General features: G+C 30.5%; 22 protein-coding genes and 3 pseudogenes. 24 read left to right on the forward strand and 1 reads right to left on the reverse strand.

Going from position 1 to position 21,946, the window contains the following annotated elements; translation table 11 throughout:
- Positions 1-43: 43 nt before the first annotated feature.
- Positions 44-673: a MarC family NAAT transporter gene (locus AC1RYN_RS10940; RefSeq protein ID WP_129539779.1), complete on the reverse strand. Its 630-nt coding sequence runs from the start codon at positions 671-673 to the stop codon at positions 44-46.
- 155 nt (positions 674-828) lie between these two features.
- Between AC1RYN_RS10940 and AC1RYN_RS10945 the strand changes: the two genes are divergently transcribed.
- From AC1RYN_RS10945 to AC1RYN_RS11060, 24 genes and pseudogenes are all read left to right on the forward strand, one after another.
- Complete coding sequence (locus AC1RYN_RS10945; RefSeq protein WP_229988482.1) at positions 829-1,194, forward strand: CoA-binding protein; 366 nt, start codon at positions 829-831, stop codon at positions 1,192-1,194.
- Between the two features lie 227 nt (positions 1,195-1,421).
- Positions 1,422-2,042: a recombination mediator RecR gene (recR, locus tag AC1RYN_RS10950; RefSeq protein WP_481806997.1), complete on the forward strand. Its 621-nt coding sequence runs from the start codon at positions 1,422-1,424 to the stop codon at positions 2,040-2,042.
- Between the two features lie 73 nt (positions 2,043-2,115).
- Positions 2,116-2,913 carry a polysaccharide biosynthesis/export family protein gene (locus AC1RYN_RS10955; protein ID WP_481806998.1) on the forward strand — a complete coding sequence of 266 codons (798 nt, stop codon included), beginning with the start codon at positions 2,116-2,118 and terminating at the stop codon, positions 2,911-2,913.
- 15 nt (positions 2,914-2,928) lie between these two features.
- Positions 2,929-5,337, forward strand: a complete 2,409-nt coding sequence (locus AC1RYN_RS10960) for an exopolysaccharide transport family protein (RefSeq protein ID WP_481806999.1) — start codon at positions 2,929-2,931, stop codon at positions 5,335-5,337.
- Positions 5,338-5,395: 58 nt separating this feature from the next.
- Complete coding sequence (locus AC1RYN_RS10965) at positions 5,396-6,373, forward strand: SDR family oxidoreductase (RefSeq protein WP_481807000.1); 978 nt, start codon at positions 5,396-5,398, stop codon at positions 6,371-6,373.
- A gap of 54 nt (positions 6,374-6,427) precedes the next feature.
- On the forward strand, positions 6,428-7,819 hold the full coding sequence (locus tag AC1RYN_RS10970; RefSeq protein ID WP_481807001.1) for a UDP-glucose 6-dehydrogenase: 1,392 nt from the start codon (positions 6,428-6,430) through the stop codon (positions 7,817-7,819).
- A gap of 68 nt (positions 7,820-7,887) precedes the next feature.
- Positions 7,888-8,352 carry a UpxY family transcription antiterminator gene (locus tag AC1RYN_RS10975; protein ID WP_481807002.1) on the forward strand — a complete coding sequence of 155 codons (465 nt, stop codon included), beginning with the start codon at positions 7,888-7,890 and terminating at the stop codon, positions 8,350-8,352.
- Positions 8,353-8,655: 303 nt separating this feature from the next.
- Positions 8,656-9,939 (forward strand): nucleotide sugar dehydrogenase, encoded by a 1,284-nt coding sequence (locus AC1RYN_RS10980; RefSeq protein WP_481807003.1) that lies wholly within the window; start codon positions 8,656-8,658, stop codon positions 9,937-9,939.
- A gap of 43 nt (positions 9,940-9,982) precedes the next feature.
- The gene (locus AC1RYN_RS10985) at positions 9,983-10,990 is read left to right on the forward strand and encodes a mannose-1-phosphate guanylyltransferase (protein ID WP_481807004.1); all 1,008 of its coding nucleotides are present in this window, start codon (positions 9,983-9,985) and stop codon (positions 10,988-10,990) included.
- A 9-nt stretch (positions 10,991-10,999) separates the two neighbouring features.
- Positions 11,000-12,046, forward strand: coding sequence for a dTDP-glucose 4,6-dehydratase (rfbB, locus tag AC1RYN_RS10990; RefSeq protein WP_481807005.1), 1,047 nt, complete (start codon positions 11,000-11,002; stop codon positions 12,044-12,046).
- Between the two features lie 69 nt (positions 12,047-12,115).
- Positions 12,116-14,584, forward strand: a complete 2,469-nt coding sequence (locus AC1RYN_RS10995) for an SLBB domain-containing protein (RefSeq protein WP_481807006.1) — start codon at positions 12,116-12,118, stop codon at positions 14,582-14,584.
- Positions 14,585-14,599: 15 nt separating this feature from the next.
- The gene (locus AC1RYN_RS11000) at positions 14,600-14,923 is read left to right on the forward strand and encodes a Wzz/FepE/Etk N-terminal domain-containing protein (protein WP_481807007.1); all 324 of its coding nucleotides are present in this window, start codon (positions 14,600-14,602) and stop codon (positions 14,921-14,923) included.
- Between the two features lie 189 nt (positions 14,924-15,112).
- A complete protein-coding gene (locus AC1RYN_RS11005; RefSeq protein WP_481807008.1) occupies positions 15,113-15,670 on the forward strand; it encodes a hypothetical protein in 558 nt (185 codons plus the stop codon).
- A 176-nt stretch (positions 15,671-15,846) separates the two neighbouring features.
- Positions 15,847-16,701, forward strand: a pseudogene (locus tag AC1RYN_RS11010) (lipopolysaccharide biosynthesis protein).
- A gap of 13 nt (positions 16,702-16,714) precedes the next feature.
- Positions 16,715-16,876, forward strand: coding sequence for a hypothetical protein (locus tag AC1RYN_RS11015; protein WP_481807009.1), 162 nt, complete (start codon positions 16,715-16,717; stop codon positions 16,874-16,876).
- A 402-nt stretch (positions 16,877-17,278) separates the two neighbouring features.
- Positions 17,279-18,360, forward strand: a pseudogene (locus tag AC1RYN_RS11020) (DegT/DnrJ/EryC1/StrS family aminotransferase).
- 1 nt (position 18,361) lies between these two features.
- Complete coding sequence (locus AC1RYN_RS11025) at positions 18,362-18,622, forward strand: WbqC family protein (protein WP_481807010.1); 261 nt, start codon at positions 18,362-18,364, stop codon at positions 18,620-18,622.
- Positions 18,601-19,025: pseudogene (locus tag AC1RYN_RS11030) on the forward strand (WbqC family protein). The gene AC1RYN_RS11025 and the pseudogene AC1RYN_RS11030 overlap by 22 nt, the downstream one beginning before the upstream one ends.
- 82 nt (positions 19,026-19,107) lie before the next feature.
- A complete protein-coding gene (locus AC1RYN_RS11035) occupies positions 19,108-19,263 on the forward strand; it encodes a hypothetical protein (RefSeq protein WP_481807011.1) in 156 nt (51 codons plus the stop codon).
- Between the two features lie 227 nt (positions 19,264-19,490).
- Complete coding sequence (locus tag AC1RYN_RS11040; protein WP_481807012.1) at positions 19,491-19,889, forward strand: hypothetical protein; 399 nt, start codon at positions 19,491-19,493, stop codon at positions 19,887-19,889.
- Positions 19,890-19,962: 73 nt separating this feature from the next.
- Positions 19,963-20,433, forward strand: a complete 471-nt coding sequence (locus AC1RYN_RS11045; protein WP_481807013.1) for a GNAT family N-acetyltransferase — start codon at positions 19,963-19,965, stop codon at positions 20,431-20,433.
- Between the two features lie 337 nt (positions 20,434-20,770).
- On the forward strand, positions 20,771-21,106 hold the full coding sequence (locus tag AC1RYN_RS11050) for a hypothetical protein (protein ID WP_481807016.1): 336 nt from the start codon (positions 20,771-20,773) through the stop codon (positions 21,104-21,106).
- 112 nt (positions 21,107-21,218) lie between these two features.
- Entirely contained in the window at positions 21,219-21,557 is a 339-nt protein-coding gene (locus tag AC1RYN_RS11055) for a 3-oxoacyl-ACP synthase III family protein (RefSeq protein ID WP_481807014.1), read from the forward strand.
- Positions 21,558-21,573: 16 nt separating this feature from the next.
- Positions 21,574-21,885, forward strand: a complete 312-nt coding sequence (locus tag AC1RYN_RS11060) for an SDR family oxidoreductase (RefSeq protein WP_481807015.1) — start codon at positions 21,574-21,576, stop codon at positions 21,883-21,885.
- The last annotated feature ends 61 nt before the right edge of the window (positions 21,886-21,946 follow it).

The following is a 21,946-nucleotide window of genomic DNA, read 5'->3' on the forward strand; positions in this document are numbered from 1 at the left end:
AGGGATAATTTATCCCTTTTTTTTATTTTTAGCGAAATCAAAATTACATTAAATTCACTTTAATTATATTGATAATAGCACTCACTATATATTGTATTCCAATTGCAATTACAATAAAACCAACTATCCTAGATATTGCAACAATTCCAGATGCTCCAAGTATCTTAGCAAGATAATGTGCGCTTCTAAGAATAATAAAAATTACAACAGCAATTGCTAAAATAGCAAATGAACCTATTATTACTTCGCTAGTTTGGTGGTGTTCTTGATAAAAAGCAATTAATAAAGATATCGATCCAGGACCTGCAAGCATGGGGATTGCAAGTGGGGTAAGAGCAATATCATTTCTTTGTTGCGCATCTGTTTCTATCTTTTTGTTTATCCCTCTTTTCTTGTTGAATTTTCCTGAAAGTAGAGAGAATCCTGAATTTACAATTATAATTCCTCCAGCAATACGAAGAGCATCGATACTAATTCCGAAGAAAGTTAGCATATATTGCCCTACAAAAAACGAAACAATTAAGATTAGGAAAACATTTATTGCAGTCCATAAAGAAATTCTGGAACGCTCTTTCTTAGAGTCATGTTGTGTTAATCCTACAAAGATTGGAACTGTTCCAATTGGGTTTAATACCGAGAAAAGAGCGGCAAATAAGTAAATAAATAGATCCATAAAGTCTGGTTTAGTACTGTAAAAATAGTCTTTTTTGAAAGATATGATTGCGGTTTAATCAGTATATTGTTGATTTTATTGAAAAATAACTAAACTTTTTAAATAATCGAAGAGCTAAACCTTTTTGATTACTTTTGTGGTATATATTAAAGACAATGAAAAATAAAAAAACAGTAGTGCTTGGAGCAACTACTAAGCCTGATAGATATGCTTTTTTAGCTATAAATAAATTAGTAGAAAAAGGACATACAGTTTTGGCAATTGGTCAAAATGCTGGAGAAGTTGCTGGAGTGAAGATTCATACAAAGGCTATTCCGCTTAAAAATATTGATACAGTTACTTTGTATTTGAACCCAGCGCGTCAGCGCGACTACTATAATTACATTGTTGAAGCTAAACCTAAGCGAGTAATTTTTAATCCAGGAACTGAAAACCCAGAATTATATCAATTATTAGAACTTAATAATATCAAGGCTCAAGTTGCTTGTACTTTGGTTTTGCTTACTACAAATCAATATTAGGTATATAAAATAAATCAATTATTGTTTTTAGAAGCTATTTCCAGCTATCCGCTATATCTTTTTCTGATAGAAAAAACCAGAAAAAGGATGCCGCTTTTATCTGGGCTAGACTCTAAAATAAATAATAGTAATAATTAGTTTTAAAATGTAATAATTGAAGTATTTTAAAATTCTGATTTTTATAAACAAAAGTCGAGTAAACCCGCAAATTTAGTATTTTTGCCCTCATGGAATTTTCTTCAAAATTAATAGAAAAAGCAGTCAACGAAATGTCGCAATTACCAGGTATTGGTAAGCGCACAGCTTTGCGATTGGTTTTACATTTATTAAAACAACCCAAAGAGCAAACCGGATTTTTAGCCGAAGCACTTACAACAATGCGTGCCGATATTAAATTTTGCGAAAGCTGTCATAATATTTCCGATGTTGCAGTTTGTGAAATTTGCGCCAATACATCCAGAAATCACCAGACTATTTGTGTAGTAGAGGATATTCGCGATGTAATGGCTATAGAAAATACAGGGCAATATAAAGGGATTTATCATGTTTTAGGTGGGAAAATTTCTCCAATAGAAGGCGTCGGGCCAAGCCAGTTGAATATAACTACTTTAGTCGAAAAGGTAAAGTTTGGGGGGGTAAACGAAATTATATTTGCTTTAAGTTCAACCATGGAAGGTGATACTACTAATTTTTATATCTATAAGCAAATAGCTGATGTCGAAATTATAATCTCAACTATTGCACGCGGAATTGCAGTAGGCGACGAGTTAGAATATGCAGATGAAGTTACTCTTGGACGAAGTATATTGCAAAGAGTTCCGTTTGAGAAAACGTTCAAGAATAATTAATCGAGTTTATAATAAAAATCGATATTTTCTAAATAATAAATGAAAAGCTATATTTACTGTTAAAATTCTACAAATGAATAAAAACTCTTTTTATCTGTTGATACTTATTGGCATCCTTTTTACATCATGTATTCCGCTAAATGATTTGGTTTATTTACAAGATAAAGGGGCGACAGGTACAGAAAGTAATATTGCTGCTGTAGAATCAAAACCGTATCGTTTACAAACGAATGATGTTTTAAGTATTAATATAAAAGCTATCGATCCAAAATTAGTAGCGATTTTTAATACTACTGATAAAGGAACTGGTCAAAGTTCTTCTAATTCTGAAGCGGGTTTATATTTTGATGGTTTTACTGTTGATGATCATGGGAATATAAGAATGCCTGTTTTGGGAGAAATAAATGTTATGGGGTATACGCTAGAAGAGGTACGTATTAAAATTGAGAAACAATTATTAGACGAACATTTTAAATCAGAGGCAAATATATTTGTAACAGTTAAGTTGGCAGGTTTTAGATATACTATAAATGGGGAAGTAAATTCTCCAGGTACAAAAACACTTTTTCAACAACAGGTAAATGTAATGGAAGCCATTGCTAATTCAGGTGATATTACGATTACAGGAAATAGAAAATCAGTTACTATTATTCGTCAATCACCCACTGGATCCGAAATGCATGATATAGATCTTACCGATCTTAATGCAATGAAATCTCCTTACTACTATTTACAACCAAATGATTATATTTATGTGAAACCACTCAAGCAGAAAACCTGGGGAACTGGTAAAACAGGAATAGAATCTATGGGAACAATAATTACAATAATTTCTTTGGCAACAACTACATTTTTACTTTTAAAACTTTAAAAACCTACTCAGAAAATGTTAGATATAAAAGATTTTTCAATTTTTGACAATCAATCCAATTTTGATTTTAGAGGGTTTTTATTGAAAATTGGAGGATACTGGAAATGGTTTTTATTGAGTTTAATCATTGCTTTTGCAATTGCTTATCAAGTAAATATTCGCAAAGAAAAAATATATGGAATGGAAACGTTGATTTCTATAAAAGAAGAAAACAATCCATTTTTTACTTCAAATACAAGTTTAGTTTTTAATTGGGGAGGGACTTCCGATCAAATTAGTAGTACTACTACAGTATTGCAGTCTAGATCCCACAACGAGCTTGTTGTAGATAAATTGCAATATTATATTGATTATTTAGAACAAGGAGAATATAATCTAGTAGATTCTTATGGGGCAGTTCCTTTTTATGTAAATATAGATAAATCGAAGGGACAGCTTGCTAGTTCATTAATTAGTATTAAGTTTTTGAATGCTAATGAATATGAAATTAGAATTCCTTTTGAGAATAATTCGGTTTCATTAATTACTTATGCAAATAATTCATATAGTAATACAGCAGTAGAGATAGGAGAGTTTGTAAAAAAGTATAAAGTTGGAGAACAAGTTTCGTTGCCTTTTTTAAATTGGAAATTGCAAATAAATGATAATCCTGGTTTTTATAAAGACAAGGAATATTTTGTAAGATTTAATAATTTTGATGGAACAGTTGCAAGATATCGTGGAGTTAGTGTGCAATCTGATGAAAGAGGAGGTTCTATACTTACATTAGGAATGCAAGGAACTAATAAGGCAAGGATGGTTGAATATTTAAATTCGACTGTGAAAATGCTAATAAAAATCCAATTGGATAGTAAGAATCAGTTTGCAACAAATACGATTAATTTTATCGATAGTACGCTTGTAGCAATGGAAACTCAGTTAAAGCAAACTGGAGATGAATTGAAGTCATTTAGAAAAGGCAAAAATGTTTATAATATAGAAGAAGGTGGTAGTAAGTTCTCAGACAAAATTATGGATTTTGATGTCGAAAGAGATGAAGTTACCCGTAAAATTGCCTATTATAATTCGTTAAAAGCCTATTTAAATAATAGTGTCGATTATTCTAAATTGCCTGCGCCATCAGTAGCAGGGATTGAAGATCCAAATATTGTTGTGAATGTTTCTAAATTGATATCGCTTTCTACACAAAGATCAGAAATGGCTTATGCTGTAAAAAGTGATAAAATTTTTAAGGATTTTGACAATCAAATGATGGCTGTCAAAAATGTTTTGTTAGAAAACATTGTTTCAGCAAAAACTTCTTTACAGTATGATTTGGCAATGGTTAATAGTAAAATTGGACAAACTGAAAGTACAATAAAAAAATTACCAGAAGAACAGCAGGAATTATTAAAGATTAAAAGAAAATATGATTTAAGTGATAATATCTATAGTACATTCCTTCAAAAAAGAAGTGAAGCTGATATTGTAAAAGCAGCTAATTTATCTGATATTCACTTTATAGATCCAGCTAAAGATGTTGGAGGAGGATTAATAGGACCCAAAACATCGGTTAATTATGTTTTAGCGTTATTCTTGGGATTATTAATTCCGTTGTTAGCTATTTTTGTTATTTTCTTTATTAATAATTCAATTCAGAATATAGAAGATGTTAGTAAGCAAACGCAGATTCCATTAATTGGAGTGGTTGGTGTAAATAATGAAGCTTCGAGTTTAGCAGTATTTGATAAACCAAAATCGGCATTGTCGGAATCATTTAGAGCAATTCGTTCTTCCTTGCAGTTCTTGTATAAAAAACAGCAAGTAGATGGAGCAAAAACATTAATGATAACTTCATCGGTTAGTGGCGAAGGAAAAACATTTTGTTCTATTAATATAGCTACCGTTTTTGCCTTGAGTGAAAAAAGAACAGTTATTGTTGGTTTGGATTTAAGAAAACCAAGATTAGCAGAAGAATTTGAATTGATTAATGAAGTAGGAGTAGTTAATTATTTGATTAAGAAAAAAAGCCTAGCAGAAATTACTAATACAACCAAGATTCCGTATTTAGATGTTATTCTTTCAGGGCCAATTCCTCCAAATCCTTCTGAATTGATTTTAGGAGAAACGATGAAAGAATTTATTGATGAGTTAAAAACGAAATATGATTACATAATTTTAGATACCCCTCCAGTTGGGCTCGTTTCAGATTCTTTAGAATTGGCACAATATAGTGATGTGATCTTATATATAGTGAGGCAAAATTATACCAAAAAAGATATGATAACGTTGTTAAATAATAGGGTAAAAAGAGGGGAACTTACAAATACGAGTATTGTTTTGAACGGATTTGAAAATAAGGCCAAATATGGAGCTACTTATGGATATGGTTATGGAAATTATTCTAATGGATATCATGAAGAGACAAAAAAGAGAGTTTCTTAAAAACGATTTTCAATAAATTGAATAAAAAATAATATCGAGTAATTTAAAAGTATTAATTATGGAATCACAAAACACGATATTAATTACGGGAGGAGCTGGTTTTATAGGCTCTAATCTTTGTGAGTATTTTTTGGGACAAGGGCATAAAGTTATTTGCTTAGATAATTTTTCGACAGGTCACCGACATAACTTAAAAGATTTTATTTCTAATATTAATTTTAAATTGATAGAAGGGGATATTCGTAACATCGCAGATTGCATTCTAGCAGTCCAAGGAGTTGATTATGTTTTACATGAAGCTGCTTTAGGTTCAGTACCAAGGTCAATAAATGACCCGATTACAACCAATGATGTTAATGTTTCTGGTTTTTTAAATATGCTAGTAGCTTCAAGAGACGCTAAAGTAAAGCGATTTATTTATGCAGCAAGTTCATCTACTTATGGTGATTCAGAAGGACTTCCAAAGGTTGAAGAAGTAATTGGTAAGCCATTGTCTCCTTATGCCATTACAAAATATGTAAATGAATTATATGCTGAAATCTTTAGTAAAACTTATGGCTTAGAAACAATAGGATTGCGTTATTTTAATGTTTTTGGAAGGAAACAAGATCCACAAGGAGCTTATGCGGCAGTTATTCCAAAATTTGTGAAGCAATTAATGGAATTGGAAAGTCCTTTGATTAATGGTGATGGAAATTTTTCACGAGATTTTACTTATATTGATAATGTGATTCAAATGAATGCTTTGGCTATGGCGACTAAGAATCCAGAAGCAGTTAATACAGTATATAATACTGCGTATGGGGATAGAAATACCTTAAATGATTTAGTTGGTTATTTGAAAAAATATTTATCTGAGTATAATCCAAAAATAGCTTCGGTAGAAGTAACGTACGGTCCAAATAGGGCAGGAGATATTCCACATTCTTTGGCAAGTATAGATAAAGCAAAAAAAATGCTAGAATACAATCCAAAATATTCATTACAAGAAGGTTTAAAAGAAGCTGTAGGTTGGTATTGGAATAATTTAAAATAAGAACATTCTTTTGATATAGAATGAAAAAATATAAACATTAGTAAATTTAATTAGATGAAAATCACAAAGATTTGTTGTATTGGTGCGGGTTATGTAGGAGGGCCAACAATGGCAGTTATTGCGCAAAAATGCCCTCATATACAAGTTACAGTAGTTGATTTAAATGAAGATAGAATCAAAGCATGGAATGATGAGAATACTGATAATATACCAATTTATGAACCAGGTCTTGATAAAATTGTAGCTGAAGCCAGAGGACGAAATTTATTCTTTTCTACAGATGTTGAAAAAGCTATAGATGAGGCTCAAATTATCTTCATATCTGTAAATACACCTACTAAAACCTATGGAAAAGGGAAGGGAATGGCTGCGGATTTAAAGTATATTGAATTGTGCGCAAGACAAATTGCAAAAATTGCAAAAGACAATAAAATTGTAGTTGAAAAGTCGACATTACCAGTACGAACAGCTGAGGCTATTAAAAGTATTTTGGATAATACAGGAAATGGAGTGCAATTTCAAATCTTATCAAATCCAGAATTTTTAGCAGAAGGGACTGCAGTTACTGATTTATTAAATCCGGATAGAATATTGATTGGTGGAGATTCTACATCAGAAGGTAAAGAAGCAATAGATGCTTTAGTAGAAGTGTATTCAAATTGGGTATCATCAGATAAAATACTAACTACAAATGTTTGGTCATCGGAGTTGTCGAAGCTGACTGCAAATGCATTTTTGGCTCAAAGAATATCCTCAATCAATGCCATGTCTGAATTGTGTGAGAAAACTGGGGCAGATGTGAACGAAGTCGCTAGAGCAATTGGAATGGATACCAGAATTGGTTCTAAATTCCTTAAAGCTTCAGTTGGGTTTGGAGGATCATGTTTTCAAAAAGATATTCTAAATTTAGTTTATATTGCTAAAACATATGGATTGCACGAAGTTGCTGATTATTGGGAACAGGTAATTATTATGAATGATCATCAGAAGAGAAGGTTTTCAAATAAAATAGTTCAGACGTTATATAACACTGTTTCGGGTAAAAAAATAGCATTCTTAGGTTGGGCGTTTAAAAAAGATACAAACGATACAAGAGAATCGGCAGCAATTTATGTGGCGGATGATTTAATCAATGAACAAGCTAAGATAGCTGTTTATGACCCTAAAGTTTCTAGAGAAAAAATGCTAAGTGATTTAAATTATTTAGAAACTAGAAGTTTAGAGAAAAACACTAAAGCTGTTGCAACTTTTGAAAATGCTTATGATGCTTGTAATGGAGCCCATGCAATTGCAGTTTTGACTGAATGGGATGAGTTTGTGACATATGATTGGGCGAAGATTTATGATTCAATGCAAAAGCCAGCTTTTATTTTTGATGGAAGAAATATATTAAACAAGGAAGAATTAGAAGAGATCGGATTTGTATATCTAGGTATTGGGTCATAAAATAAGTATTGCAATTAATTAAGAGTTGTTAATGTTTATAGGTAAATTTCATAACAAAATAAGTAGTAATGAATTGGTATGTAGTTTATACGAAACCCAAATGGGAAAAAAAAGTTGCGGATCAATTAAATAAAATAGGAATAAGATGTTATTGTCCATTAATTATTCAAATGCGACAGTGGTCGGATAGGAAAAAGAAAGTTGAAGTACCGTTGTTTAATTCTTATGTTTTTGTTCAATTAGAAGATTTAGATAGGAATTTAGTATTTCAAATTCCAGGAGTAATCCGTTATTTGTTTTGGTTAGGTAAACCAGCCGTAGTACGTGATGGAGAGATTAAAGCGATTAAAAACAGTTTAGAATCCCCAACTATTGATGAGATTTCAGTTACTCCATTTAAAATAGGAGATAAAATAAAGTTAGATTCTGGAGCTTTTAGCAATCAGGATGCCATCGTACAAGAGATATCTAATACTCATTATATATTGGTTTTAGAGTCATTGGGATGTGTGTTAAAGATAAAATTTAAATAAATTAACAAGACAAATTTTGAATATAAGTAAGAATTTGCGGAAAAAAGAGTCACTAATTTTAGTGATTTTTTTGTTTAATGTTTTGATTTAATAGTTTTTTTTAAATTGATTTTTAGTTCATTGTGTTTTTTTAGGTTGGATAATATAGATTTTTACTATTTCGATGATTTTTACTATTGAATTAATAGCCTTATTATGGTATATTTGCCGAAATAGTATGTTCGTTTATCTGAGTCAAAATGTGACTTGGATAAGCGAAGCTGTGTTGATAAATGATTAAAATAATTAAAAAAAGTAGTAATAATGGATGAAAACGTAAAAATAGCAGTTATAGGCTTAGGTTATGTTGGCTTGCCATTGGCTAGATTATTTGCTACAAAATATTCGGTTGTTGGGTTTGATATTAATCAATCAAGAATAGCTTCTTTACAATCAGGAACGGATACAACTTTTGAAGTTGATGATGAAACTTTACAAAAAGTTTTAGTCGATAAAACAGGAGAGGCTATTGGTTTGTATTGTAGTTCAAATATAGTAGATATAAAAGATTGTAATTATTATATAGTAACAGTTCCTACTCCAGTTGATAAGAATAATAGACCAGATTTAACGCCTTTATACAAATCAAGCGAAACAGTTGGTTCTGTTTTAAAAAAAGGAGACATAGTTATTTATGAATCTACTGTTTATCCAGGGGTAACCGAAGAAGAATGTGTGCCTGTCTTGGAGAAAATATCAGGATTGAAATATAATGTCGATTTTTATGCGGGGTATTCACCAGAACGAATTAATCCAGGCGATAAAGAACATACTGTTGAGAAAATTTTAAAAGTTACGTCGGGTTCAACCCCAGAAATAGGGAGAAAAGTCGATGAATTATATAGAACGGTTATTACAGCTGGAACACATTTAGCCCCAACAATAAAAGTAGCTGAGGCAGCTAAGGTTATCGAGAATTCACAAAGAGATATTAATATTGCATTTGTAAATGAGTTAGCTAAAATATTTAATTTAATGAATATTGATACTCAATCAGTTCTAGAAGCAGCAGGAACAAAATGGAATTTTTTACCATTTAAACCAGGATTAGTCGGTGGTCATTGCATAGGTGTTGATCCTTATTATTTGGCACAACGAGCTCAGGAATTTGGGTATCATCCAGAAATTATTTTAGCAGGACGTCGTTTAAATGATAGTATGGGAGAATACATTGCTTCACAAATAGTAAAGTTAATGTTGAAAAAAGGGATTTATGTGTATGGAGCTAATCTTTTAATGCTTGGTATTACATTTAAAGAAAATTGTCCCGATGTTCGCAATACCAAAATTGTAGATTTAATTCTGGCTTTGAAAGAATATGGTATTGCAATTACAATATTTGATCCATTAGCTAGTTTTGAAGAAGTATATAAAGAATATAAATTAGATATAACCAATATTATCCCGAATCAAAAATTTGATACTGTTGTTCTAGGAGTAGCTCATACTGAATTTTTGAGTTTAAATTTTTCGGAATTACAAAAAGAGAATAGTTTGTTGTACGATGTAAAAGGAATATTAGGAAATATTGCAGATAGTAGACTGTAAAATTAAGTGATTATCACTTTTTTTTATTAGTAAAAGATTAATTATGAATACAGAGAATTCAATTATACATGTTATTTTAACAGGAGGAATAGGAAGTAGACTATGGCCGCTTTCTCGTAAAAGTATGCCCAAACAATACTTAGAAATATTTGAAGAGAAATCATTGTTTGAAATGACTGTGGAACGAAATGCTAATTTAGCAGATAAAGTTATGGTTGTAGGAAATGTTGATAACTGTTATCTGAGTGAAAAGGTAATGAAGAAGTTAGGAAAAGATTATATCAATATTGTTGAGTCAACTCCTCGAAATACAGCAGCGGCTATTGCTTTTGCCGCATTTGCTTCACAACCTGACGATATTTTAATTGTAACACCGTCGGATCATATTATTGATGAAATGGAGAAGTACAATCAAGCTATAAAAACTGCAATTACCAAAGCTAGAGAAGGATATATTGTAACTTTTGGGATTGTACCTACAAAACCAGAAACAGGATATGGATATATCGAATCAAAAGGTGATGATGTAATTTCTTTTCGTGAAAAACCCAATAGTGTTACTGCTAAGGGCTTTATTGCAAGAGGTAATTTTTTGTGGAATAGCGGAATGTTTTGTTTTAAAGCAGGTGTGTTATTAGATGAATTAAGAGCATATCAGCCTGAAGTATATGAGAAGTCTAAAAAAGCTTGGGAGAATAACAAAAATGGTAATCTAGATTTGGATTTATCACTAGACATTCCTTCTATAAGTATTGATTATGCTGTTATGGAGCGTAGTAAAAAAATAAAAGTAGTGCCTGCATCTTTTACTTGGTCTGATTTAGGATCTTTTGAATCGGTGTATGATTATTTAATTTCAAAAGGACACTATGTTGATAAAAGTGGTAATATGGTAATTGGTTCTGATAAACATACAACATTTTTAGGATTGAAAAATACTATTTTTGTGCACACAGATACAGCTAATTTGATTTTGCAAAAGGAAAATTCACAAGATGTAAAAGATTTGTATGGTGAATTAGAGCGCCAAAATTCGGAATTATTGAATTAAATGATTAAAATGAAAAAAATACTTATAACAGGAGGTGCAGGATTTATTGGTTCGCACGTAGTGAGACGTTTTGTGACAAAATATCCACAATATCATATTTTTAATTTAGATGCACTGACTTATGCGGGGAATCTTGAAAATATAAAAGATATCGAAGATAAGTCAAATTATACTTTTGTTAAGGGAGATATTGTTGATGAAACTTTTATAAATTATCTTTTTTCAGAAAATGAGTTTGAAGGAGTGCTGCATTTAGCAGCCGAGTCTCACGTAGATCGCTCAATAGAAGACCCGCTTTCGTTTGTAAAAACGAATGTTATTGGTACAATGAATTTGTTGAATGCTGCAAAAAATCAATGGAAGAATAACCAAGAAGGGAAGAGGTTTTATCATATTAGTACGGATGAAGTATATGGATCGCTTGGAGCTGAAGGATTATTTACAGAAAAAACGGCATATGATCCTAATTCCCCTTATTCAGCCTCAAAAGCTAGTTCAGATCATTTTGTAAGAGCATATGGAGAAACTTACGGTTTACCTTATGTTTTAACAAATTGTTCCAATAATTATGGATCCTATCATTTTCCAGAAAAATTGATACCACTTTTTATTAATAATATTATCAATAATAAACCACTACCAGTATATGGAGATGGTAATTATACTCGTGATTGGCTATTTGTTGAGGATCATGCTATTGCTATTGATTTAGTATTTCATGAAGGGAAAAATCATGAAACATACAATATTGGAGGTTTTAATGAATGGAAGAATATTGATTTGGTGAAATTATTATGCCAAATCATGGATGAGAAATTAGGAAGAGATAAAGGAACTTCTCAAGAATTGATAACTTACGTAAAAGACAGACCAGGACATGATTTGCGTTATGCAATCGATGCTTCAAAAATTAATATTGAGTTAGGGTGGAAGCCTTCAGTTACTTTTGAAGAAGGATTAGAAAAAACTATAAATTGGTATTTAGGTAACGAACAGTGGTTGCAAAATGTGACTTCTGGAACTTACAAAGACTATTATAAAAAACAATATTCTTAATATTTGTAATTTTTAATTCAAGATATTGAATTAGTAATTTTCTAAATAAATCTTATTAAAATAAACTATATGAAAAAGATAACGGCAGTACTCATATTATTTTTTACTCTTTTGGTATCATTAAATATGTCAGCTCAGGATATTTTAAAATCTAAGGACTTAAGTACTGTTAAGGTCGATTACTTATCTGATAGTGATATTAATAAAATCAAGATTCAATTAGAATCCAAAGATCTTACTATAGATGATGCAGAGGAGGCAATTTTATCAAAAGGAATGAGTAAATCTGAGTTTTCTAAATTGAAAGCCAGATTGGAAGAAGCTTCTAGAAAAGACTCCAAAAAGAAGGATTCGAAAGATAAAGATTCAAAGGATAAGAATTCAAATAATGAAGATTCAAAGGATAAAAATAAAAAGACTGAGTTTGGAAGGAAACAACAAGAAATTGTTAATAATAAAATAAAAGATTCTATAAATGCTTTAATCTTTGGCTCTGAATTATTTGATAATCCAACATTAAATTTTGAACCCGATTTGAAATTAGCGACACCAATGAATTATATTCTAGGACCTGGTGATGAATTACAGATTAGCGTTTATGGTGTTCAGGAATTTGAAGATAATATTCCAGTAAGTGTTGAAGGAAAGATTACAATACAATATGTTGGGCAAATCGCTGTTTCGGGAATGACAATTGAAGCTGCTACGCAAAAAATCAAAGCAGCTATAGCAAAAGTATATAGCACAGTCCGATCAGGTCAATCACAGGTAAGTGTTAGTTTAGCACAGATCAGAACTATTAAAGTTACTATTGTTGGTGGGAAACAACCAGGTAACTATTCTGTATCTTCTTTGGCAACAGTATATAATGCTTTGCATTTAGCAGGTGGGCCAGGGAAAAATGGAAGTTATAGAAATATTGAATTGATCCGTAATAACAGAGTTTATAGAAATATTGATATCTATAAGTTTTTAGTAAAAGGGGATCAATCCGATAATGTGAATTTAAAGGAAAATGATGTAATTCGAATTCCAGCCTATAGTCAGAGAGTGACAGTAGAAGGTGAAGTAAAACGTCCAGGAGTTTTCGAGATGAAAAAAGGAGAAAGTTTTGCTGATTTATTATCTTTTGCTTCAGGATTTAATGAATTTGCTTATACAGCTTCTGTAAATATTTTGCAAAAAACAGGAAAAGAGTTTAAAGTGCATGATGTGAATGAAAGTGAATTTAAAATATACCAACCGCAATCAGGGGATGTTGTTAAAGTAGCGAAAATTTTAAATCGATTTGAAAATCGTATTCAAATAGAAGGAGCAGTTTTTAGACCAGATTTTTATTCTTTTACAGAAGGAATGCGTATATCTGAATTAATAACCCGTGCAGAAGGGTTAAAAGAAGATGCTTATACTAAAAGAGCTAGAATTATTCGTTTAAAATCGGATTTAACAACAGAAATTGTAAATGTTGATTTAGCAAGTGCTTTATCGGGTGACTTAAACTCTGATGTACTTTTAAAAAGAGAGGATATTGTAACTGTATATTCTATTTTAGATTTTAGAGAAGAATATAAAGTTACAATTGATGGTGAAATTAAAAATCCAGGGGAGTATGAGTTTTATGAAAATCTAACTTTAAATGATTTGGTAGTTCAGGTTGGCGGATTAACAGGCTCAGCATCAAAACGAGTTGAGATTGCAAGAATGAAAAAATCAGATGCAATTGATGATGCAGATCCTAAAAGAGTAGATGTTTTTGAGTTGGAAATTAATGAAGGAAATAATGAACAGATAAAGAACTTTGAGTTAATGCCATTTGATGTGATTAATGTACGAAGAATTGCTGTTTATGAAAAACCAGAAATGGTTAAGATCAGTGGTGCAATTTCTTATCCTGGTAAATATGTTTTGGCTAATAAAAAAGAAACAGTTTATAATGTGGTAATGCGTGCTGGAGGATTAACATCTATTGCGAATTTGGATGGGATGAAAATTAAGAGGCCTATCAAAGAAGAGCAAATAGAAAAATTACAGAGCATCGACTTAAATTTAAGAAAAGATGATTCTTTAAAGGAGAAACAATTAGTTAAAAGATTAAAAGACGAACTGAAATACGCAACTATTCCTGTGGATTGGGAAAGAATTGTAAAAGATAAAAATCATTACTCAAATGTTACTTTATTTCCTGGGGATGAAATAGAAGTTGCAACTTATAACGAGGGAGTTAAAGTAACAGGAAATGTATTGTTGACTTCGGAAATTCCATACAGAAGTGGTAAAAGTTTTAAGTATTATTTAAATGCTGTTGGAGGTGTTGATAATATGGGATGGAAGAAAAAGGCATATATAATTTACCCGAATGGGAAAGCTGCTGTAGCAAGTTCTTTTTTATTCTTCAGATCATACCCCAAGGTAACTCCGGATTCTCAAATTGTAGTTCCTGAAAAACCAGTGACTAAAAAAATGACTGCAGGAGAATGGGTTGGTATTGGTAGTGTGATTTCTAGTTTGGCATTGTTAGTTATAACTGCTTTTAAATAAAAATAATTTCTAAGAATGGATAATAGGCCTATTGAAAACGATGAGATTTCGTTAAAAGAATTATTAGCAAAAGCAAAGGAGTGGTATGACTATTTATTATCACAATGGAAAATTATAGTATTGGCAGGAATAGTAGGAGCCTCTTTGGGGGTAGCCTATTCATTTATAAAAAAGCCAGTTTATACAGCTACTTTATCTTTTGCCTTAGAAGATGAAAAGTCTGGAGGAGGTGGTTTAGGTAGTGCATTGGGTTTAGCAGGTTCGTTAGGATTAGACCTTGGAGGGGGGGGGGAGTATTTTTACAGGTTCCAATCTGACAGAGTTATTCAAATCCCGTAGAATGGTTGAACAAACTCTATTGACTCCAGTTGATTATAATGGCAAAAGAATATCTCTAGCTGAAATGTATATAGAGATTAATGAATTAAGAAAAAGTTGGGAGAAGAAACCTAAATTGTTTAATATTGAGTTTCTACCGAATACAAATCGTAGTATTTTACAAGAGTTCATGACAGTATTTTAGGTACAATGTATCAGGAGTTATCTAAGAAAGGATTAATTGTTGGACAAAGGGACAAAAAAATTGCAATCACTACTATTGATATGTCTTCTAATAATGAATTGTTTGCTAAATACTTTTGTGAAGCTTTGGCTAAAGAAGTATCCAGTTTTTATGTAGATACTAAGAGTAAAAAAGCAAGGATGAACATGGCTATTTTGCAAAGGCAGACAGATTCTATTCGAAGTGAACTTAATGGAGCAATTACTGGGGTGGCAGTTGCTAATGACAATACTTTTAATTTAAATCCCGCATTAAATGTACGTCGTGCACCTTCAGTTCGAAGACAGGTAGATGTACAGGCAAACACAGCGATATTAACAGAATTGGTCAAACAATCAGAACTTGCAAAAGTTACTTTGCGAAAAGAAACACCTTTAATTCAAGTAATTGATAGGCCAATTTTACCTTTACCTAAAGAGCGTTTTGGCAAAGCTAAAGGTATCTTAGTTGGAAGCTTTTTAGCAGGTTTTTTTGTCATTATAGTATTGATAGTTAGAAGATTTTTGAAAGGTTTTGGAGTGTAGGATTATATGTAAAACAATTTGTTAAATTGTAAGATGGTTATTTATTCATTAGTTTTTAAATAATGCTATCACAAGAGATAAGTATTGCTTTGATCTTGGTTAAATTCTATTTCTAATTAAGCAATTATTCTCATCTTTTAAAAATATTAATTTAATATGTGTATTTTTTCTGATATATGTCTTTAAGAAAGCAAGCCTTAAGAGGTTTTATTTGGTCTTTTTTACAACAATTTTCTACTCAATTGATTGCTTTTTTAGTTCAAATCGTTTTGGCGAGGATTCTTTTACCATCTGAATTTGGTTTAATAGGGATGTTGGCAGTTTTTATTGGTATTGGAACTGCATTATTTGAAGGTGGAATGACAAGTTCATTAATTAGAGTTTCAAAGATTGATTCAAGGGATTATTCAACTGTTTTTTTTTTTAATCTAGGAGTTAGTTTAATAATATATGTTTTGTTCTTTTTCTTGGCTCCTTATATAGCCTTGTTTTATAGACAGCCTATACTAACAGATATAGCTAGAATATATGGGCTTTCTTTTATCTTTTTAGCTTTTGGAACAGTTCAGAATACGATTTTAACAAAAGAAATGAAATTTAAAAAACAGGCTATAATAACATTTCCAGCTTTACTGATTGGTAGCTTTTTAGGTGTTTTTCTTGCATATAACGATTTTGGTGTTTGGTCTTTAGTATATTCAATGCTTTTGACAAATTTATTAACCTCAGTTTTTTTGTGGTTTTCGTCTGATTGGTATCCAGAGTTTATTTTTGATATGGATTGATTCAAAAATTCGTTTTATTTCGGATACAAAATGACGATTTCTTCACTTTTAGATACTATTTTTACAAATATTTATCAAATAGTCATCGGTAGAATTTATACTCCTGTAACTGTTGGCTATTATACTAGGGCTAATTCTTTAATGATGCTGCCTGTAGGAAATATTTCAGCTGCATTGAATAAAGTTGTTTTTCCTCTTTTTGCAAAAGTGCAAGATCGATATATCTGCTCTAAAAGTTGTTTATAAAAAAATCATGTTGATGGTTCTTTTTATTATAACTCCAATAAATTGTATATTGGCATTATTAGCAAACGAACTTGTTATTTTTTTATTTACAGAAAAATGGCTGCCAATTGTTCCAATATTTCAAATTATTTCATTCTCTGGTATTTTGTTTCCTTTTTACATCTTTATAATTTGATGATACTTCAGGTTAAAGGTAGAAGCATTTATTTTTTAAAATTAGAAATAATAAAAAAAATTATTTTAGTATTTATAATAATAGTTTCTGTTTTATTTGGTTTTAAAGCTTTATTAATAGGATCTGTTGTTGCTTCAATTATAGCACTTTTTATTAACACTCATTATGCTGGTTCTATAATTGGTTATCGATCTTGAAACAACAATTCTAGATATAACACCTATCTTTATTATTTCTATTTTTATGGGGTTAGCAGTTTTTTTTGTTAATGTTTATTTGATTGATTATAATAATATTTCCCGACTTATCATATCTAGTATTGTTGGTGTAGTGATTTATATTTTTTTGGCATTTATATTTAAATTTCAAACAATAAAAGATTCGAAACATAATTTAAAAAATATGATACCAGTTACTAAACCATTTTTACCTCCACAAGAAGAATACCAAAAATTAGTTAATGGAATCTGGAAGAGACAATGGTTGACCAATATGGGCCCCTTGGCAAGTGAACTTGAAATGAATCTCAAAATCTATCTTAAAGTAGATCATTTGTTGTATGTGACCAATGGAACTGTGGCCTTACAGATGGCTATTAAAGCTTTAGGAATAAGTGGAGAAATAATTACTACGCCTTTTTCATTTGTTGCAACAACTTCTTGTATTGTTTGGGAAGGCTGTACTCCAGTTTTTGTTGATATAGATGAGAAAACTTTAAATATTGATGTTTTAAAGATTGAAAGTGCAATTACTGATAAAACTGAAGCAATCTTAGCGACTCATGTATATGGTAACCCATGTGATGTAGTAGCTATTGAGAATATTGCAAAAAAACATAATTTGAAAGTAATTTATGATGGAGCTCATGCTTTTGGGGTAGAAATTAATGGTAAATCTATTTTTGAGTATGGAGATATTAGTACTTGTTCTCTTCATGCTACCAAATTGTACCATTCAATTGAGGGAGGTTTAATTATTACAAATTGCTCAGACCTATTAAAGAGACTTGCATATATTCGTAATTTTGGAATTTCAAGTTATGATACTTTTTCTGAACTAGGAATCAATGGTAAGAACTCTGAGTTTCACGCTGCAATGGGCTTGGTTAACTTGAATTATATTCAAGCGATCCATGATAGTAGAAAGCTATTGGTATCTCGTTATGATGAGAAATTGAAGACATTAAAAGCATATCGCCCAATTTGGCATAAAGATTCTGAGCAAAATTTTGCATATTATTGTGTGATACTTGAAAGTGAAGAATTGTTAATTAAAATTAAATCGAGTTTAGATGGAAACGAAATTTTTACCCGACGTTATTTTTACCCCTCTTTAGCTAGTGCCTTGCCATACCTTGAGGCTGAAAATTTTATTATAACTGATGCATATCTAAACGCGTTTTGTGTTTGCCTCTATATTATGATTTAACAGTGGAAGAAGTGGATTTGATCTGTAGATTGATTTTAAGAATTCAAAATAATTAAGATGAAATTAGCTATAATGCAACCTTATATTTTTCCTTATATTGGTTATTTCCAGTTAATTTCGGCTGTAGATATAATTTTTGTTATTTATGATGATGTGAATTTTATAAAAGGAGGGTGGATAAATAGAAATAACATTCTTGTTAATAAGAAAAATACTTTGTTTACTGTTCCGTTAGATAAGCCAAGTTCGTATTTGTTAATAAATGAAACCAAGATAAACTTAAAGTTTATTATAATATTTGGAAGGTTAAATTTTTAAGATCTGTAGAACAATCTTATAAAAAAGCTCATTACTATAATGAAGTATATCCTTTAATTGAAAACATTTTAGATAATCAAGAAGATTACTTAATCAGTAGATTAGCCATTAAGAGTATTAAAAAAGTGTGTAAATATCTTCAAATTCAGACTGAAATTACTGAAACTTCAGAAATTTATAATAATAAAAAATTTACAGGTAGAGAGAGAGTTTTGGATATTTTCGTATTGAAAAAGCAGTACAAATATATCAATCCGATTGGCGGATGAAACTTTATTCTAAAGAGATCTTTAATGAAAATGGCGTGATGTTAAATTTTATCAAAGCAAAGCCAATAACATATATGCAATTTGATAATGAGTTTCAGCCTTGGCTCTCAATTATTGGATGTATTAATGTTTAATTCAATTGAGGATATAAGAGAAATGCTTAATCAATATGAATTGTTGTGAAGGCTATAGGAGGATATTTTGAAATGGAATTAAATGATGGTAATATTTATCGATAAAAATGCAATAGCCTTAAATACAGGAAGAAATGCACTAGAATATATTCTAAAAGAAATAAAAAGTATAAAAAAATATATTTACCTTATTTCACTTGTGATGTTTTACTACAGCCGATTAAAAAACTCGATTTAGAATATCAATTTTATTCAATTAACGAACAATTAGAGCCTATTTTTGATTTTTCTAAATTAAATGATGATTCTTGTTTTTTATATACAAACTATTTTGGGTTAAAAGACTGTTTTATAAAGGACTTAGTTAGAGAGTGCAAAAATCTGATTATTGATAATGCACAATCTTTTTATTCGGAACCAATAAAAAATATCGACACATTTTATTCTCCACGAAAGTTCTTCGGTGTGCCTGATGGGAGTTATTTATATAGCGCCAAAAAAAGTAAAGAAAATTTAGAAATAGATCTTTCTTTTGAAAGATTTGAACATTTACTGAAAAGAATTGATCAAAATGCGGAAAAAGGTTACGCAAAATTTGCTGAAAATGATAGTAAATTAGATAATCAACCAATTTTTAAAATGTCAAATTTAACAAAGAGAATATTAAAATCAATTGATTATGATTCAATTGCTCGCAAACGAATTGACAATTTTTTGTACTTAGACCATAAATTAAAGTCATTAAATATGTTGAAATTAGATTTTACAGGTCATGTTCCACCGATGGTTTACCCTTTCTGGGGTACGAAAGAATTAAGGATAAAGTTATTGGAAAATAAAAAAGTAGATGTAGCCAAATATTAGGCCTAATGTTTACGATTGGGCTAAGGAAGGTAGTTTAGAAACACGATTAACAGATGAACTTATAATCTTCCAATTGACCAAAGACAAAACAAAAGTAGAATTAGATAAAATTTTAAAAAATAATAATGGAATGGAAATAGATATATTTTTTAGAGCTTTTGAATTAAGCGATGCAGAACTTGTTAGTAAATTAAGAAAAATTGATGAGTTTGAAAATTTAGTTGGGGGGAATAAACGATTTGTCGCCTTAGCTAGAGAAGAAAAATGGCTTGAAAGTTTGATTTATAATGATTATCAAGACAGATTCTACGTAGCAATTTGTGAAAAAGAAAGTAAAAAAATAATTGGTTATACTTCTGTCTCTGATATTGATCATGTTAATAAATCATGTTTTTGGAGTGGAATCAAAATAGATCCTGATTATAATGGAAAAGGTTACGGAACTCAAACTGTATTATTAATTTTAAAATTTGTTTTTGAAGAATTAAATATGGAAAGATGCACAGGCCAGTGTTTGGAAGATCATGTTGTAGCAAAAAATTAATGTTGAAAACAGGTTTGAAGTAGAAGCATTACAGCGACATTCAATCTTTAAAAATGGGAAATATCATAACCAGTTTGTTTTAAGTATTGTAAAAAGGAAGAATATCCATCTATAAAAGAAATTTTTAATATCTAGATATGAGACAACTTGTTCGTAACGTAAAAATAATTGGTACTGGTTCTTATACTCCATTAAAAGTTTTAACAAATGAAGATCTATACTGAAATTCTTCCAACTACACCTGAATGGATTGAAGATAACTTAGGAATAAAAGAAGAAAATCGCAAGAAAAGATGAATTCACTAGTGATTTAGCATCTAAGGCCGCAAAAAAAGCAATTGAAAACGCGGGGTTACAAAAAGAAGATATTGATTTGATAATTGTTGCAACTGCAACTCCTGATAGATTAGCACCTTCAACTGCAGCTATTGTTCAAGATAAAATTGAAGCTTATAATGCGGTTGCTTTTGATATTTCAGCAGTTTGTAGTGGTTTTTTATATGCAATGTCTGTTGCATCACAATTTATTGCCTCAGGAGTTTATGATAATGTTTTGGTAATTGGTGCTGATACGTTCTCAAAGATTACTGACTGGACAGAAATGCGGTATTTTTTTGGAGATGGAGCAGGTGCAGCAATACTTTCCCATGGTGATGAGAAAGAAGGTTTGTAGACTAGACTTTATACTAATGGTAAAGGAAAATGGAATTTTACAATTCCTGCCGGAGGATCAGAAATGCCTGCTAGTGAAACTACTTTAAAAGATCAAATTGCATTATTTTCAGATGAATGGAAAAGCTGTATATGAAACTGCAACTGAAGTCTTACCGATAGCAATACAACAAGTACTTACTGATACTGGATTAACAATAGAGGATATAGATTATATGGTTCCGCATCAACCGTCTATCAAAATATTACAAAAAACTGCAGAAAAAATTGGTCTTCCATTTGAAAAAGTAATGACAAACATGGATAAGTATGCCAATACAAGTGGTGGTACTATTCCTACTCTATTAGATGAATTAAACCGGTCAAAAAAAATAAAAAGAGGTGATATTTTACTTTTTGCAGCTGTAGGTTCTGGATGGACTTATGGTGCTTCAATCTTAAAATGGACATAGACTTAAAATTAAAAATATGATTATTATTACAAGTGCTTCAAGAGGAATTGGAAAGTTTTTATTTGATAAATTTAGAAATGAAGGTAAAGATGTTATTGGTTTTTACAATAATACTATACCAGAGGGACATGTAACTGGAATGTATAAAGTTGACCTAACGAAAAAAGAAGAACAAGTTTCTAATTTTTTTGAAGAAAATAAAAATTTGTTAAAAAATATAATTTTAATCAATACTGCTGGAATATCCTATAATTCATTTGGACACAAAGCGGATTTAGATTGTTGGAGAGATGTCTTTGATGTCAATTTGATGGAAGTTTCAATATGATTCGATTGTCATAGGTGCTGCCTCCCTAACAACAGGAGCATGTATTAACCTTTAGCAATGA

Source organism: Flavobacterium sp. TC780, assembly GCF_056783245.1.